A 13,742-nucleotide genomic window follows, 5' to 3' on the forward strand; every position below is an offset into this window, starting at 1 on the left:
TGGGCCGCATCTCGTGGATTAGCAGATTGTTTTTTCTTCAATGAACTTGTTAACCAGCGTCATTAACTCGTCCGTTGTCGGTTGAGCAAGAGCCTGCTCTGCTAACACCTTCGCATCTTCGAAGTTCGTGTTACGGATAATCTTCTTAATGCGCGGGATAGAAATGGCGCTCATAGAGAATTCGTCCAGACCCATCCCCAGCAACAGAAGTGTAGCACGTTCGTCGCCTGCAAGCTCACCACACATGCCAGTCCATTTACCTTCTGCATGAGAAGCATCAATAACTTGCTTGATCAAGTTCAGCACGGACGGTGACATTGGCTGGTAAAGATGTGAAATCATATCATTACCACGGTCAACTGCCAGCGTGTACTGCGTTAAATCATTGGTGCCGATACTAAAGAAATCAACTTCTTTGGCTAAATGACGCGCAATCGTCGCCGCAGCCGGTGTTTCCACCATCACGCCAATCTCGATTGCTTCGTCAAATGCTTTACCTTCGTCACGCAGTTCCTGTTTGTAGATTTCGATCTCTTTCTTCAGTGCGCGCACTTCTTCAACAGAGATGATCATCGGGAACATAATGCGCAGTTTACCGAAAGCGGACGCGCGCAGGATAGCGCGAACCTGGTCACGCAGGATCTCTTTGCGATCCATGGCGATACGCACAGCGCGCCAGCCCAGGAACGGGTTCTCTTCTTTCGGGAAATTCATGTACGGCAGCTCTTTGTCGCCGCCGATGTCCATAGTACGCACGATAACTGCCTGAGAGCCGCAGGCTTCAGCAACAGCTTTGTACGCCGCAAACTGTTCTTCTTCAGTCGGTAGCGCGTCGCGGTCCATAAACAGGAATTCAGTACGATACAGGCCAACGCCTTCGGCGCCGTTACGCTCTGCGCCTTCGATGTCACGTACGGTACCGATGTTTGCGCACACTTCAACCTGATGGCCATCCAGGGTGATTGCCGGCAGATCTTTCAGTTTCGCCAGTTCCGCTTTCTCGGTGGCAACCTGTTCCTGCACGGCGCGCAGTTTTTCAATTTCTTCGTTAGTCGGGTTGACATAAACCTGGTTGTTTACGGCATCCAGAATCAGATAGTCGTCGTTTTTAACCTGAGAGGTAACGCTGCCGGTACCCACGATAGCAGGCAGTTCAAGAGAACGCGCCATGATTGAGGTGTGGGAGGTACGGCCGCCCGCGTCGGTGATGAAACCCAGCACTTTTTGCAGGTTCAGCTGTGCGGTTTCGGACGGGGTCAGGTCAGCGGCAACCAGGATAACCTCGTCTTTGATTGCGCTCAGGTCGATGATCGCCAAACCCAGGATGTTGCGCAGCAGGCGCTTACCGATATCACGCACATCAGCCGCACGTTCTTTCAGGTATTCATCATCCAGTTCTTCCAGGGCAGTGGCCTGACCTTCGATAACTTCATGCGCAGCTGCGTCAGCCGTCATGTGCTTATCTTTAATCAGGGCTATGATTTCCTGCTCCAGCTCCTCATCTTCGAGCAGCATGATATGCCCTTCGAAGATGGCTTCTTTTTCTTCACCGAACGTTTCACCAGCTTTGGTTTTGATCGCTTCTAATTGCGCAGATGCCTTGGCACGACCGCTCAGAAAACGTTCAACTTCCTGATCAACCTTGTCGGCAGAAACTTTTTTCCGGTCAATGACGATTTCGTCTTCTTTCAGCAAAAGTGCCTTGCCGAAAGCGATACCCGGGGATGCTAAAATGCCTGAAATCATAACCCTACCTTACTTGTGACTGATTTTTAAAAGAACCCGGAAAAACTTATTCCAGTTCCGCCATCAGCTTGACCAGATGTTCAACCGCTTTCTGCTCGTCTTCACCTTCCGCAGAAATGGTGACAACGGTGCCCTGAGTCAGACCCAGAGTTTGCAGTTTGAACAGGCTTTTTGCGCTTGCGCTTTTGCCGTTGGAAGTCACAGTAATCTCAGACGTGAAGCCTTTCGCTTCTTTAACAAACTGAGCAGCAGGGCGGGTATGCAGACCGTTCGGAGCGGTAATGGTAACTTCTTGCTGGAACATTGTATTTCCCCAACTTATAGGTTTAGTGTTGTGGAACTAAAGTCTAGCCTGGCGGTTCGACTTTAGCCTGTATTGTTAGTGCCGACGTAAACGGACGCGACACACCAGGTGTTATACGCAATCCGTTGCAGGCAACTTCTGGCCGCTGACGTTTCGCTCGTCATTAAACATTATGCCGCGAAATCAAGAATTGAACCAAATCATAAAATCGATTCAGCAGGGAGTTTTCCTGTAACGATTAATTTCGCGCTTCAAAATAATTAGTCAGGTTAAATACCAGACCCAACGGGGTGAATCAATGCCAGGTGGGGTGAAAGTTTGAAGCAGGCCACAAAAAAGCACCTGAAAAGGTGCTTTTTTACGCGTTTTTAACAAGCTGGCATCACTGTTGCAGTTCTTTCTCAGTAAAGAGATCGGCAAACAATGCGGTGCTCAGATAACGCTCACCCGAGGACGGTAGGATAACCACAATATTCTTATTGGTAAAGGTTTCATCTTCCTGCAATTTAAGCGCGGCAGCGACGGCTGCGCCGGAGGAGATGCCCGCCAGAATTCCTTCTTCTTCCATCAGACGGCGTGCGGTAGAAATCGCCTCTTCATTGGTGATGCCAATGACTTTATCAATCAGTTTGAGATCAAGGTTGCCTGGAATAAAGCCCGCGCCGATGCCCTGAATTTTGTGCGGGCCTGGCTTCAGCTCTTCGCCAGCCAGGGCCTGCGCGATAACCGGAGAATCAGTCGGTTCGACGGCGACAGTGATGAGGTCTGCTTTACCCTTTGTGCCTTTGATGTAGCGGGATACGCCAGTCAGCGTACCGCCTGTACCCACGCCAGAAATAAACACATCCACTTGACCATCGGTATCTTCCCAGATTTCCGGGCCGGTGGTTTTTTCATGTATCTCCGGGTTCGCCGGGTTGCTGAACTGCTGAAGCAGCAGGTATTTCGCCGGATCGCTGGCGACAATCTCTTCCGCTTTCTGAATCGCGCCCTTCATGCCTTTCGCGCCTTCGGTCAGCACCAGATTCGCACCCAGCGCTTTCAGCAGCTTGCGGCGCTCGATGCTCATCGTTTCCGGCATGGTTAGCGTCAGCTTATAGCCGCGCGCGGCAGCGACGTAAGCCAGTGCGATACCGGTGTTGCCGCTGGTCGGTTCAACCAGTTCCACGCCCGGTTTCAGTACGCCGCGTTTTTCGGCATCCCAAATCATATTGGCACCGATACGGCACTTCACGCTGAAGCTCGGGTTACGTGACTCCACCTTCGCCAGAATGCGTCCGTTACCGATGCGGTTCAGTCGAACCAGCGGCGTATGACCGATAGTCAGCGAGTTATCTTCAAAAATCTTACTCATGGCCTGTCCTTAACTGTATGAAATTGGGATACCTTCCCAGCATACCCGTCAGACGGATAGGGGGAAGTAAGGATTTCGCATATCTATATGCTATGAGGAAATAATGACGATCAGTATGGAATAAGAAACGGCATATACCAGCGGCTGGCGTCTCATCTTTACATTATTTCCACAAGGCATGCTTCGCGCGATAGCAATCGACCCACATCGCCGTTGCGCCGCACACTGCAACCGGCATGATAAAAAGATTCAGCACCGGGATAAGGGTAAACAGGCTGGTGAGCGCGCCAAACTGCATATTGGTGACCTTGCGCGCGCGCAGGGCAGAACGCATCTCTTTAAACGGCACTTTATGGTTATCGAAAGGATAATCGCAATACTGGATCGCCAGCATCCAGGCACTGAACAAGAACCAGAGCACCGGGGCGACAGTTTGACCAATACCGGGAATGAAATAGAGGATCAGCAGGACGATGGCGCGCGGTAAATACCAGGCGAATTTTTGCCATTCGCGTTTCATGATGCGCGGCAGATCTTTCATGATGCCCAGCACGCCAGTATCTGGCGGCGTGGCCCCGGTCAGACGCGCTTCTAACTGTTCCGCCAACAGACCGTTAAACGGTGCGGCAATCCAGTTGGCGACCGTCGAAAAGAAATAGCCAAAGACCAACACCACCGAGATCACGGCGATCGGCCAGAGCAGATAACTCAGCCACTGCAGCCAGTCCGGGACATGCCGCATTAACGACGGGATCCAGGCATCCAGTTGGGTAAACAGCCACCAGAAGGCGCTGCCCATCAGCACGATATTGACCAGCAGGGGCAAAATAACAAAACGGCGGATCCCGGGTTGCGAGACCAGCTTCCACCCCTGAGCGAAGTAGTACACACCGCTGCGTGGTGCGGTGACGGATGATGACACCATAGTCAGGACAGACTCCTTTTAGTATTAGTCCTAAGTGAACCCGGGTATCTTACCGGGTAATTGCGCTCAGGACAGTTCGGAAATGTTCGAAAAAACAGCAAAAAGCACGATTTCCTTCATCTTTATGCCGGGAAAGCTAAGAGTACACTTGCACTTGACGTAATCGGCAAATACTCTTAGTGAGTAAATGTTTGCCGTGGTGGCAAGGTGTTAGAACAACAGAGAATATAATGATGCAGGATTTGCGTCTGATATTAATCATTGTTGGCGCGATCGCCATAATCGCTTTACTGGTACATGGTTTCTGGACCAGCCGTAAAGAACGATCTTCTATGTTCCGCGATCGTCCACTGAAACGCATGAAATCAAAACGCGACGATGAGCCGTTTGACGACGATATCGACGCTGACGAAGGCGTGGGTGAAGTTCGTGTTCACCGCGTGAATCATGCCCCCGGCAGCCCGCAGGAGCATGAAGCCCCTCGCCAGTCGCCGCAACACCAGTACCAGCCGCCTTATGCGTCTGCGCAGCCGCGTCAGCCGGTCGCGCCGCCGCCTGACGCGACGGTGCCGCCGCAGCACGCTCCGCGTCCGGTACAGCCGGTTCAGCCGCAGCCTGCCCCGCAGCAACCCATTCAGCCGCAGGCCGCGCCGCAACAACCTGCGCCTGAGGCGCAGCAAACTGCCGCGCCTCAGGTACAGCCTGTTCAGCAGCCCGCTTCGCCAGCGCCGCAGGCGGCTTCGCAAGCATTCCAGCCGGCTGAGCCAGTAGCAGAGCCGCAACCAGAACCGGTGGTAGAAGAAACGCCGGCCCCTGCGCCAGAAAAACCGCAGCGTAAAGAAGCGGTAATCATCATGAACGTTGCCGCTCATCACGGTAGCGAACTGAATGGCGACGTCCTGCTCAACAGTATCCAGCAAGCGGGCTTCAAATTCGGCGACATGAATATCTTCCACCGCCACCTGAGTCCCGACGGCAGTGGTCCGGCGTTGTTCAGCCTGGCGAATATGGTTAATCCGGGAACCTTTGACCCGGAAATGACCGACTTCACCACGCCTGGCGTGACCATTTTCATGCAGGTGCCGTCTTATGGCGACGAACTGCAAAACTTTAAGCTGATGCTTCAGTCTGCGCAGCATATCGCTGATGAAGTGGGTGGCGTAGTGCTGGACGACCAGCGCCGGATGATGACGCCGCAAAAACTGCGTGAGTATCAGGACCGCATCCGCGAAGTGAAAGACGCTAACGCCTGATACACTAAAGGCACGACACATACTTTTCTGAACCCCCGCCTGTCGGGGGTTTTTTATCATTGATGGTGCGATATGGAATCAATCGAACAACAACTGACAGAACTGCGAACCACGCTTCGCCATCATGAGTATCTTTACCATGTGATGGATGCGCCGGAAGTGCCCGACGCGGAGTACGATCGTCTGATGCGCGAGCTGCGCGAGCTGGAAGCCCGGCACCCGGAGTTGATCACCCCGGACTCGCCTACCCAGCGGGTTGGGGCGGCGCCGTTGGCCTCGTTCAGCCAGATTCGTCATGAAGTACCGATGCTGTCGCTGGACAACGTGTTTGACGAAGAGAGCTTCCTGGCGTTTAACAAACGCGTTCAGGATCGCCTAAAAAGCACCGATAAACTCACCTGGTGCTGCGAGCTAAAGCTCGATGGTCTGGCGGTCAGCATTCTGTATGAAAACGGCATATTGGTCAGAGCCGCAACCCGTGGCGACGGAACCACCGGGGAAGACATTACCACCAACGTGCGCACCATCCGCGCCATCCCGCTACGTCTGCATGGCGATAACATTCCTGAGCGTCTGGAAGTGCGCGGAGAAGTCTTTCTGCCCCAGGCCGGTTTTGAAAAAATCAACGAAGAGGCGCGTCGTACCGGGAGCAAAGTCTTCGCGAACCCGCGTAATGCGGCCGCGGGTTCGCTACGCCAGCTTGACCCGCGTATTACAGCGAAGCGACCGCTGACTTTCTTCTGTTACGGCGTTGGTATCCTGGAAGGGGGCGAATTGCCCGATACCCACCTGGGCCGACTGATGCAGTTTAAGGCGTGGGGATTGCCGGTGAGTAATCGCGTTACGCTGTGCGATTCTCCGGAAGCGGTTCTGGCGTTCTACCGCCAGGTGGAAGAAGATCGCCCAACGCTGGGCTTCGATATTGACGGCGTGGTGATCAAAGTGAACTCACTGGCGCTGCAGGAACAGCTTGGCTACGTTGCCCGCGCGCCGCGCTGGGCAGTGGCGTTTAAATTCCCGGCCCAGGAACAGATGACCTTTGTCCGCGACGTGGAATTTCAGGTGGGGCGTACGGGCGCCATCACGCCTGTCGCGCGGCTGGAGCCCGTACAGGTGGCTGGCGTGTTGGTCAGTAACGCCACGCTGCACAATGCCGATGAAATCGCCCGTCTTGGGCTGCGGATTGGCGACAAAGTGGTTATTCGCCGGGCGGGCGACGTGATCCCGCAGGTCGTCAATGTGGTGCTCTCCGACCGTCCGGATGATACGCGTCCGGTTGAATTTCCGGCCCAGTGCCCGGTTTGCGGTTCTGACGTCGAGCGCGTGGAAGGCGAAGCCGTTGCCCGCTGTACCGGCGGCTTAATCTGCGGCGCGCAGCGGAAAGAGTCGCTGAAGCATTTCGTTTCCCGTCGGGCGATGGACGTTGACGGAATGGGCGACAAAATTATCGACCAGTTGGTTGAGAAAGAGTATGTGCATACGCCTGCGGATCTGTTCCGGCTGACGGCAGGAAAACTGACCGGGCTGGACCGCATGGGGCCGAAGTCGGCGCAAAACGTGGTGGCCGCGCTGGAAAAGGCGAAGGAGACAACGTTCGCGCGTTTTCTTTATGCGCTGGGTATTCGCGAAGTCGGTGAAGCGACCGCCGCGGGATTAGCCGCGTACTTCGGTACGCTTGACGCCTTAGAAGCGGCGTCGATAGACGAGTTGCAGAAAGTGCCTGACGTGGGAATTGTGGTGGCGACCCATGTGTTCAATTTCTTTGCGGAAGAGAGCAACCGCGAGGTTATTGGCCAACTACTGGCGGAAGGCGTGCGCTGGCCTGCGCCGGTTGCAATCAATCCCGCAGAAATCGACAGCCCCTTCGCCGGTAAAACGGTGGTTCTGACCGGCAGCCTGAGCCAGATGTCCCGTGATGACGCCAAAGCGCGTCTGGTGGCTCTTGGGGCGAAAGTGGCGGGCAGTGTGTCGAAAAAAACCGATCTGGTGATTGCCGGTGAAGCGGCAGGATCGAAGCTGGCGAAAGCCCAGGAGCTGGGCATCGAGGTCATTGACGAAGCGGAAATGCTCCGCCTGCTGGGTGCCTGAGATGGAAAAAGAGCAGCTCATTGAGATCGCCAACACGGTGATGCCGTTCGGGAAATATAAAGGGCGCCGGTTGATTGATGTGCCGGAGGAGTATTTACTGTGGTTTGCCCGCAAGGATGAATTTCCGCCGGGTAAACTGGGCGAACTGATGCAAATTGCGCTGCTCATTAAAACCGAGGGGCTGACGCAGCTGGTTCAGCCCCTGAAACGGCCGCTTTAAACTTTCGCGGCGCGGCTCTCCTGCTGCGCCTGCATTTTTTCGGTCTGCTGCTTGTAGCGGCGTGCCATTACCGCACAGACCATCAGTTGAATCTGGTGGAAGATCATCAGCGGTAATACCATCATGCCGATCACCGACGTTGGAAACAGAATGTTGGCCATGGGGATACCGTTGGCGAGGCTCTTTTTTGAGCCGCAGAATACGATGGTGATTTCATCCGCTTTATTGAAGCCGCATTTGCGGGCGACAAAAACGTTTACCGCAATCACGACAGTTAATAGCACAATACTGACAACGACGATAAACAGCAGCGACCCCCAGCCTACCTTGTGCCAGATACCGTTAACCACCGCTTCGCTGAAGGCAGAGTAAACGACCAGCAGGATGGATGTCTGGTCGGTTTTCGCAATCCATTTCTTATTTTTCGCCACCCATTTACCGATCCATGGTCGGGAAAGATGACCAAGGACAAAGGGCAGCAGCAGTTGCAGCATGATTTTACCGACCTGCTCCAGACTGCCTTCCGCGCCGTGCATGTTCATCACCAGGCCGACCAGCAGTGGCGAAAGGAAAATCCCCAACAGGCTTGACGCCGATGCGGAGCAGACCGCCGCCGCCACGTTGCCGCCGGCCAGCGAAGTAAAGGCGATAGCCGACTGGACGGTGGCAGGCAGAATGCAGAGATACAGGAAACCGGTGTAGAGCATCGGATCGACGTTGACGGGCGCCCACCAGGCAAACAGTACGCCGAGCACAGGGAACAGGATAAAGGTGCTGCACATCACCCACAGGTGTAAGCGCCAGTGGCTTCCGCCCGCGATAATGGCTTCGCGCGAGAGCTTCGCGCCATGCATAAAGAACAACAGCGCAATGGCGGCGGTCGTCACGCCTTCGACGACAGGGACAAAAGCCCCTTCTGCGGGAAAAAACGACGCCAGCAAAACAACGGCGATCAGTGTCAGCGTAAACGGATCAAGAATACGAAAAAGCGTCATAACGACTCCAGGGATTCAGTACTGACAGTGTGTGTATCGACTACAGAAATAACAAAGGCGTACTGCGTCTGCATATTAATGGAATCGATAGAGTATACACCGCATGTCGCTGATGCCCAGGAAAGAAGCGTTAGCGAGTAAGGGCATAGTACTTTTCCCTGCCGGGTGAAAGGTGCGTTGTGCCTGCGTGGGCGTTCAATCAGATATATACGTTTGTCTGCTGGTTGCCAGCGGTGGTTTTTGCCCCGCCGCCGCAGTTTTGCAAGGAAGGGATGGATATATTACGGGTCTTCATAGCGCGCACCTGTTCCGAAATGACGGACCATCAAGATATCGACACAGGAGCGCAAAACTTCAGCAATGCCAGCCTTTGGCAGCCCTGCAGTCAGAAGTTAAATTTCGCCGAGTAGATAACCCCATCCTGAAGGAACGACTCTCCCAGCTTATTATCAGCGTAGCGGTACTGAATGCCTGCCGTCAGGTGCGGGGTTGCGTTCCACCATACCGCCACGGCGCCATTCATGCCATCTTTGCCTCCGTTTCCGGCGGCATAGGCGGGGTCGCGATCAAACTCGTATTCGTTCCAGTTGGTGAGGGTGAATTTCTCGCTTCCGAGAGTAAAACTGTATCCGGCAACCCATCCCATTACGTAACCATTGTCACCGCTATAATATGTCTGGTCGGTATAGCGTTTTGCAATAAATGGCTTTAACCAATAACCCGTGCCGGTAAAGTTATATCCCAGACCATACAAAAACATGTCATCATGGAAATGAATATGATTGGGGGAACCGTAGGTCCCGTATGCATGCAAATAAAGATTTAATCCGGTATCGCGAAGATAAATACGATTGGTGTTTTTAAACGTATAGCGCTGTTCACTCCCCGGTTTTTCATTCCGTGAGCGATAAAAATTTTCCCAGTCGAAGAAAGCGTATATTTCACCCCAGCTAAAATTAGCGCCACCTTCAAGTTCCAGATAACCAAAGTCGTCTTTGTGGGATTTGCTGCTGGTTCGGTGTGTGGTATCAGACGTCCAGTCCAGGTAGTGAAGACCGATATCGGCAAATCCCCCTGTAAACTCCGCGTGGGCAGATTGCGGTAACGTTAACGCGGCGGTAAAACTTAAGATAATAATATTTTTATTCATAGGGTATATTCCAGTATCCGGAAATAGATTGTTTTCGAATAATTGTTTTATTATTTTGCTCTTGTCAGCAACAGGTATGGTATTTATGTGATGGGTGAGAAATCCAATACATAATTATTACTAATCGATAGCGAGGCGATCTTAATTGCCCTATGGCGATCGATATCATTTCCATATCGATCGTCATGAGAAAGTGTATTGGAAAGTTGCAATGCTCTCTCGCTATAAAAAGAGGGTGCTGAACACAATTCATTCGATATGTAGCTTTTAAGGACATCCCATGACTCATTCCGACCTGTCACAGAATCCGTGGTATTGCGTTGATATCATTCGCGGTTACTCACCTGGCTTTACGCCGCGCGTGGCCTTTATTCTCGGTTCTGGTTTAGGCGCGCTTGCTGAAAAGATCGAAGACGCCGTGGCGATTTCGTACGAGAAGCTGCCGGGGTTCCCGGTAAGCACGGTTCATGGTCATGCCGGTGAACTGGTTCTCGGCTATCTGGCAGGTGTGCCGGTTGCCTGTATGAAAGGGCGCGGGCACTTCTATGAAGGACGGGGGATGACCATTATGACGGACGCAATCCGTACCCTCAGGCTGCTGGGCTGCGAGTTATTGTTCTGTACTAACGCTGCCGGATCGCTGCGCCCGGAAGTGGGACCAGGAAGCCTGGTGGCGCTCAGCGACCATATTAATACCATGCCGGGTACGCCGATGGTGGGGCTGAATGACGAACGTTTTGGCGAGCGTTTCTTCTCGCTGGCCAATGCTTATGACGCCGATTATCGCTCGGTTCTTCAGACGGTGGCGGCGGAAGAGGGCTTTACCCTCAATGAAGGGGTATTTGTTTCTTATCCTGGACCGAACTTTGAAACAGCCGCAGAGATTCGCATGATGCAAATGATTGGCGGTGATGTGGTGGGGATGTCGGTGGTACCTGAGGTGATTACCGCCCGCCATTGTGGACTGAAGGTGGTTGCCGTTTCTGCAATAACTAACCTGGCGGAAGGGTTGGGTGATGTGACGCTCTCCCATGCGCAAACGCTCGCGGCAGCAGAACTTTCCCGGCAAAACTTTATCAACCTCATTTGCGGTTTCCTGCGCAAACTGGCCTGAGGCACATAACAATAAGACCCCGGCTTACGGGGTCGTACTCTACGGCAAGGAAGGAAAAGAATGCGTATTGCGACACGCTTAAAAATCATGTCTTTTTTGCAATATTTTATCTGGGGAAGCTGGTTGGTGACTCTGGGCTCTTACATGATTAACACCTTACATTTTACCGGAGCCAACGTGGGGATGATCTACAGCTCAAAAGGGCTGGCGGCGATTATTATGCCGGGGATTATGGGGATCATCGCGGACAAATGGCTACGCGCAGAACGTGCGTACATGCTGTGTCATCTGGTTTGCGCTGGCGTGTTGCTGTACGCAACGACCGTCACTGATTCGGACACCATGTTCTGGGTAATGCTGGTCAATGCGATGGCCTACATGCCGACAATTGCGCTCTCTAACAGCATTTCTTATTCCTGCCTGGCGCAGGCGGGGCAGGATCCGGCGACGGCATTCCCGCCAGTTCGCGTTTTCGGCACGATTGGTTTTATCGTCGCGATGTGGGCCGTCAGTCTGATGGGGCTGGAACTTAGCAGCGCGCAGTTGTATATCGCTTCTGGCGCATCGCTGCTGCTAACGATGTATGCTTTTACGCTGCCGAAGATCCCGATTGCGGAGAAGAAAGCGACCGCATCTTTAGTCAGTAAGCTGGGGCTGGATGCTTTTGTGCTATTCAAAAAACCGCGTATGGCGATCTTCTTTCTCTTCGCGATGATGCTGGGTGCAGTGCTGCAAATTACCAACGTATTCGGTAACCCGTTCCTGCATGACTTTGCCCGCAACCCGGAATTTGCCGACAGTTTTGTGGTGAAATATCCCTCAATATTGCTTTCGGTTTCCCAGATGGCGGAAGTGGGCTTTATTCTGACGATCCCGTTCTTCCTGAAGCGATTTGGTATTAAAACGGTCATGCTGATGAGCATGCTGGCATGGACGCTGCGCTTTGGCTTCTTTGCTTTTGGCGACCCATCGCCGTTTGGCTTTGTCATGCTGCTGATGTCGATGATTGTCTACGGCTGCGCCTTTGACTTCTTTAACATTTCAGGTTCTGTTTTTGTGGAGCAGGAAGTGGACGCGCGAATTCGCGCCAGCGCCCAGGGGCTGTTTATGACCATGGTCAATGGCGTCGGCGCATGGGTTGGCTCGATACTGAGCGGCCTGGCGGTAGATTATTTTTCGGTTGACGGCGTGAAGGACTGGCAAACTATCTGGTTAGTCTTTGCGGCGTACGCTCTGGTGCTGGCGGTGATATTCGCGCTGTTCTTTAAGTATAAGCATGAGCCAGAAAAGTTAATGGCCAGGTCGCTGGCACATTAATCTCTCTCGCGGCGGGTCATCTACCCGCCGTTTTATCTTATGAGCGGCAATGTGGTAACGTTGCGATGTCTCCCTCTAAACTGGAACGCACTTATCATGGAACGCGCGCATCGCATCGATCTCAAGCTACTGCGGTATTTTCTTGCGGTTGCGGAAGAACTGCATTTTGGCCGGGCGGCAGCGCGTCTGAACATGTCGCAGCCTCCGTTGAGTATTCATATCAAAGAGCTCGAGCAGCAGCTGGGGACGTTGCTGTTTGTGCGTCATTCGCGCAGCGTGGCGCTAACGCATGCGGGTAAAATCCTGATGGAGGAGTCCCGGCGGCTGTTGGCGAGTGCCAATCAGGCAATGGCGCGAGTTGAACAGATCGGGCGGGGTGAGGCGGGGCGAATCGAACTTGGCGTGGTCGGGACCGCAATGTGGGGGAGGATGCGTCCGGCGATGCGCAGTTTTCTAAAAGAAAACCCCAACGTAGAAGTACTCTTTCGCGAAAAATCACCGGGTATGCAAATGGCGCTGTTAGAGCGTCGGGAACTGGATGCCGGGATCTGGCGAATGGCGATCGAGCCTCCCTCCGGATTTACCAGCCTGCGTCTGCATGAGTCTTCATTTCTGGTCGCCGTCCCTGAGGATCATACGTTGGCCTCTCGTGAGTCAATCCCCCTCGCCGCGTTGCGGAATGAATACTTCGTCACCCTTCCGTCGGTACATTCCGATTGGGCATTTCTCCAGCGCGTATGCCAGCAGGCGGGTTTCTCCCCGATGATCATCCGTGAAGTGGTGGAGCCGCAGACGGTGTTGGCGATGATAAGCATGGGGATGGGGATCACGCTGATGGCGGATGGATACGCGCAGATGAACTGGCCAGGGGTGGCGTTTCGACCTCTGGAAGAGCGGATACCGGCGGACCTGTATGTGGTTTATGAGAAGCAGCAAACAACGCCCGCACTGGAGCGGATGATTGAGTCGTTAACGGCGTAGCGGCATTTTACCGGATGATGGCATGCTCTTATCCAGCCTACAAAACGGCGAGTATTAAATTCTGCATATAGCAAAAAGGCGCCTTTAGGGCGCCTTTTTACATTGGTGGGTCGTGCAGGATGACTCGGCTTCGCCTCGCCCTTCGGGCCGTCGCCGCAAGCGGCTCCGTTGTCTCACTACGTTCGACCCGAACCTGCGGCAGGTTCGAATCATTAATTTTGCATATAGCAAAAAGGCGCCTTTAGGGCGCCTTTTTACATTGGTGGGTCGTGCAGGATTCGAACCTGCGACCAAT

12 protein-coding genes and 1 other RNA gene are annotated in these 13,742 nt (G+C 53.5%); 6 read left to right on the forward strand and 7 right to left on the reverse strand.

Annotated elements, in window-relative coordinates:
* Positions 1-18 precede the first annotated feature (18 nt).
* From ptsI to cysZ, 4 genes are all read right to left on the reverse strand, one after another.
* Complete coding sequence (gene ptsI, locus APU02_RS15730; RefSeq protein ID WP_060570579.1) at positions 19-1,746, reverse strand: phosphoenolpyruvate-protein phosphotransferase PtsI; 1,728 nt, start codon at positions 1,744-1,746, stop codon at positions 19-21.
* 46 nt (positions 1,747-1,792) lie between these two features.
* On the reverse strand, positions 1,793-2,050 hold the full coding sequence (ptsH, locus tag APU02_RS15735; RefSeq protein ID WP_000487600.1) for a phosphocarrier protein Hpr: 258 nt from the start codon (positions 2,048-2,050) through the stop codon (positions 1,793-1,795).
* A 382-nt stretch (positions 2,051-2,432) separates the two neighbouring features.
* Positions 2,433-3,404, reverse strand: coding sequence for a cysteine synthase A (gene cysK / locus APU02_RS15745; RefSeq protein WP_042290830.1), 972 nt, complete (start codon positions 3,402-3,404; stop codon positions 2,433-2,435).
* Positions 3,405-3,567: 163 nt separating this feature from the next.
* Positions 3,568-4,329, reverse strand: coding sequence for a sulfate transporter CysZ (gene cysZ, locus APU02_RS15750; RefSeq protein WP_042290828.1), 762 nt, complete (start codon positions 4,327-4,329; stop codon positions 3,568-3,570).
* Between the two features lie 230 nt (positions 4,330-4,559).
* On the opposite strand from cysZ, the gene zipA reads away from it, so the two are divergent.
* The 3 genes from zipA (at position 4,560) to APU02_RS15765 (ending at position 7,890) form a co-directional block, all read left to right on the forward strand.
* Positions 4,560-5,582, forward strand: a complete 1,023-nt coding sequence (gene zipA, locus APU02_RS15755) for a cell division protein ZipA (protein ID WP_060570580.1) — start codon at positions 4,560-4,562, stop codon at positions 5,580-5,582.
* Positions 5,583-5,654: 72 nt separating this feature from the next.
* The gene (gene ligA, locus APU02_RS15760; protein WP_060570583.1) at positions 5,655-7,670 is read left to right on the forward strand and encodes an NAD-dependent DNA ligase LigA; all 2,016 of its coding nucleotides are present in this window, start codon (positions 5,655-5,657) and stop codon (positions 7,668-7,670) included.
* Between the two features lies 1 nt (position 7,671).
* A complete protein-coding gene (locus tag APU02_RS15765) occupies positions 7,672-7,890 on the forward strand; it encodes a DUF3820 family protein (protein ID WP_060570586.1) in 219 nt (72 codons plus the stop codon).
* Here the strand turns inward: APU02_RS15765 and APU02_RS15770 are convergent.
* Complete coding sequence (locus APU02_RS15770; RefSeq protein ID WP_060570587.1) at positions 7,887-8,885, reverse strand: bile acid:sodium symporter family protein; 999 nt, start codon at positions 8,883-8,885, stop codon at positions 7,887-7,889. The genes APU02_RS15765 and APU02_RS15770 overlap by 4 nt on opposite strands.
* Before the next feature lie 385 nt (positions 8,886-9,270).
* Positions 9,271-10,035, reverse strand: coding sequence for an outer membrane protein OmpK (locus APU02_RS15775; RefSeq protein WP_060570589.1), 765 nt, complete (start codon positions 10,033-10,035; stop codon positions 9,271-9,273).
* 280 nt (positions 10,036-10,315) lie between these two features.
* On the opposite strand from APU02_RS15775, the gene xapA reads away from it, so the two are divergent.
* The 3 genes from xapA to APU02_RS15790 all read left to right on the forward strand — a co-directional run bounded on the left by xapA (position 10,316) and on the right by APU02_RS15790 (position 13,447).
* The gene (gene xapA / locus APU02_RS15780) at positions 10,316-11,149 is read left to right on the forward strand and encodes a xanthosine phosphorylase (protein WP_060570591.1); all 834 of its coding nucleotides are present in this window, start codon (positions 10,316-10,318) and stop codon (positions 11,147-11,149) included.
* A gap of 60 nt (positions 11,150-11,209) precedes the next feature.
* Positions 11,210-12,466 carry a nucleoside permease gene (locus APU02_RS15785; RefSeq protein ID WP_060570593.1) on the forward strand — a complete coding sequence of 419 codons (1,257 nt, stop codon included), beginning with the start codon at positions 11,210-11,212 and terminating at the stop codon, positions 12,464-12,466.
* 96 nt (positions 12,467-12,562) lie between these two features.
* Positions 12,563-13,447, forward strand: coding sequence for a LysR family transcriptional regulator (locus APU02_RS15790; RefSeq protein WP_060570595.1), 885 nt, complete (start codon positions 12,563-12,565; stop codon positions 13,445-13,447).
* Between the two features lie 103 nt (positions 13,448-13,550).
* Here APU02_RS15790 and APU02_RS15795 read toward each other — a convergent pair.
* Positions 13,551-13,674: non-coding RNA, RtT sRNA (locus APU02_RS15795), on the reverse strand.
* Between the last annotated feature and the right edge of the window lie 68 nt (positions 13,675-13,742).

It is taken from the genome of Citrobacter sp. 50677481 (assembly GCF_001463265.1).
Lineage (GTDB): Bacteria > Pseudomonadota > Gammaproteobacteria > Enterobacterales > Enterobacteriaceae > Citrobacter_A > Citrobacter_A sedlakii.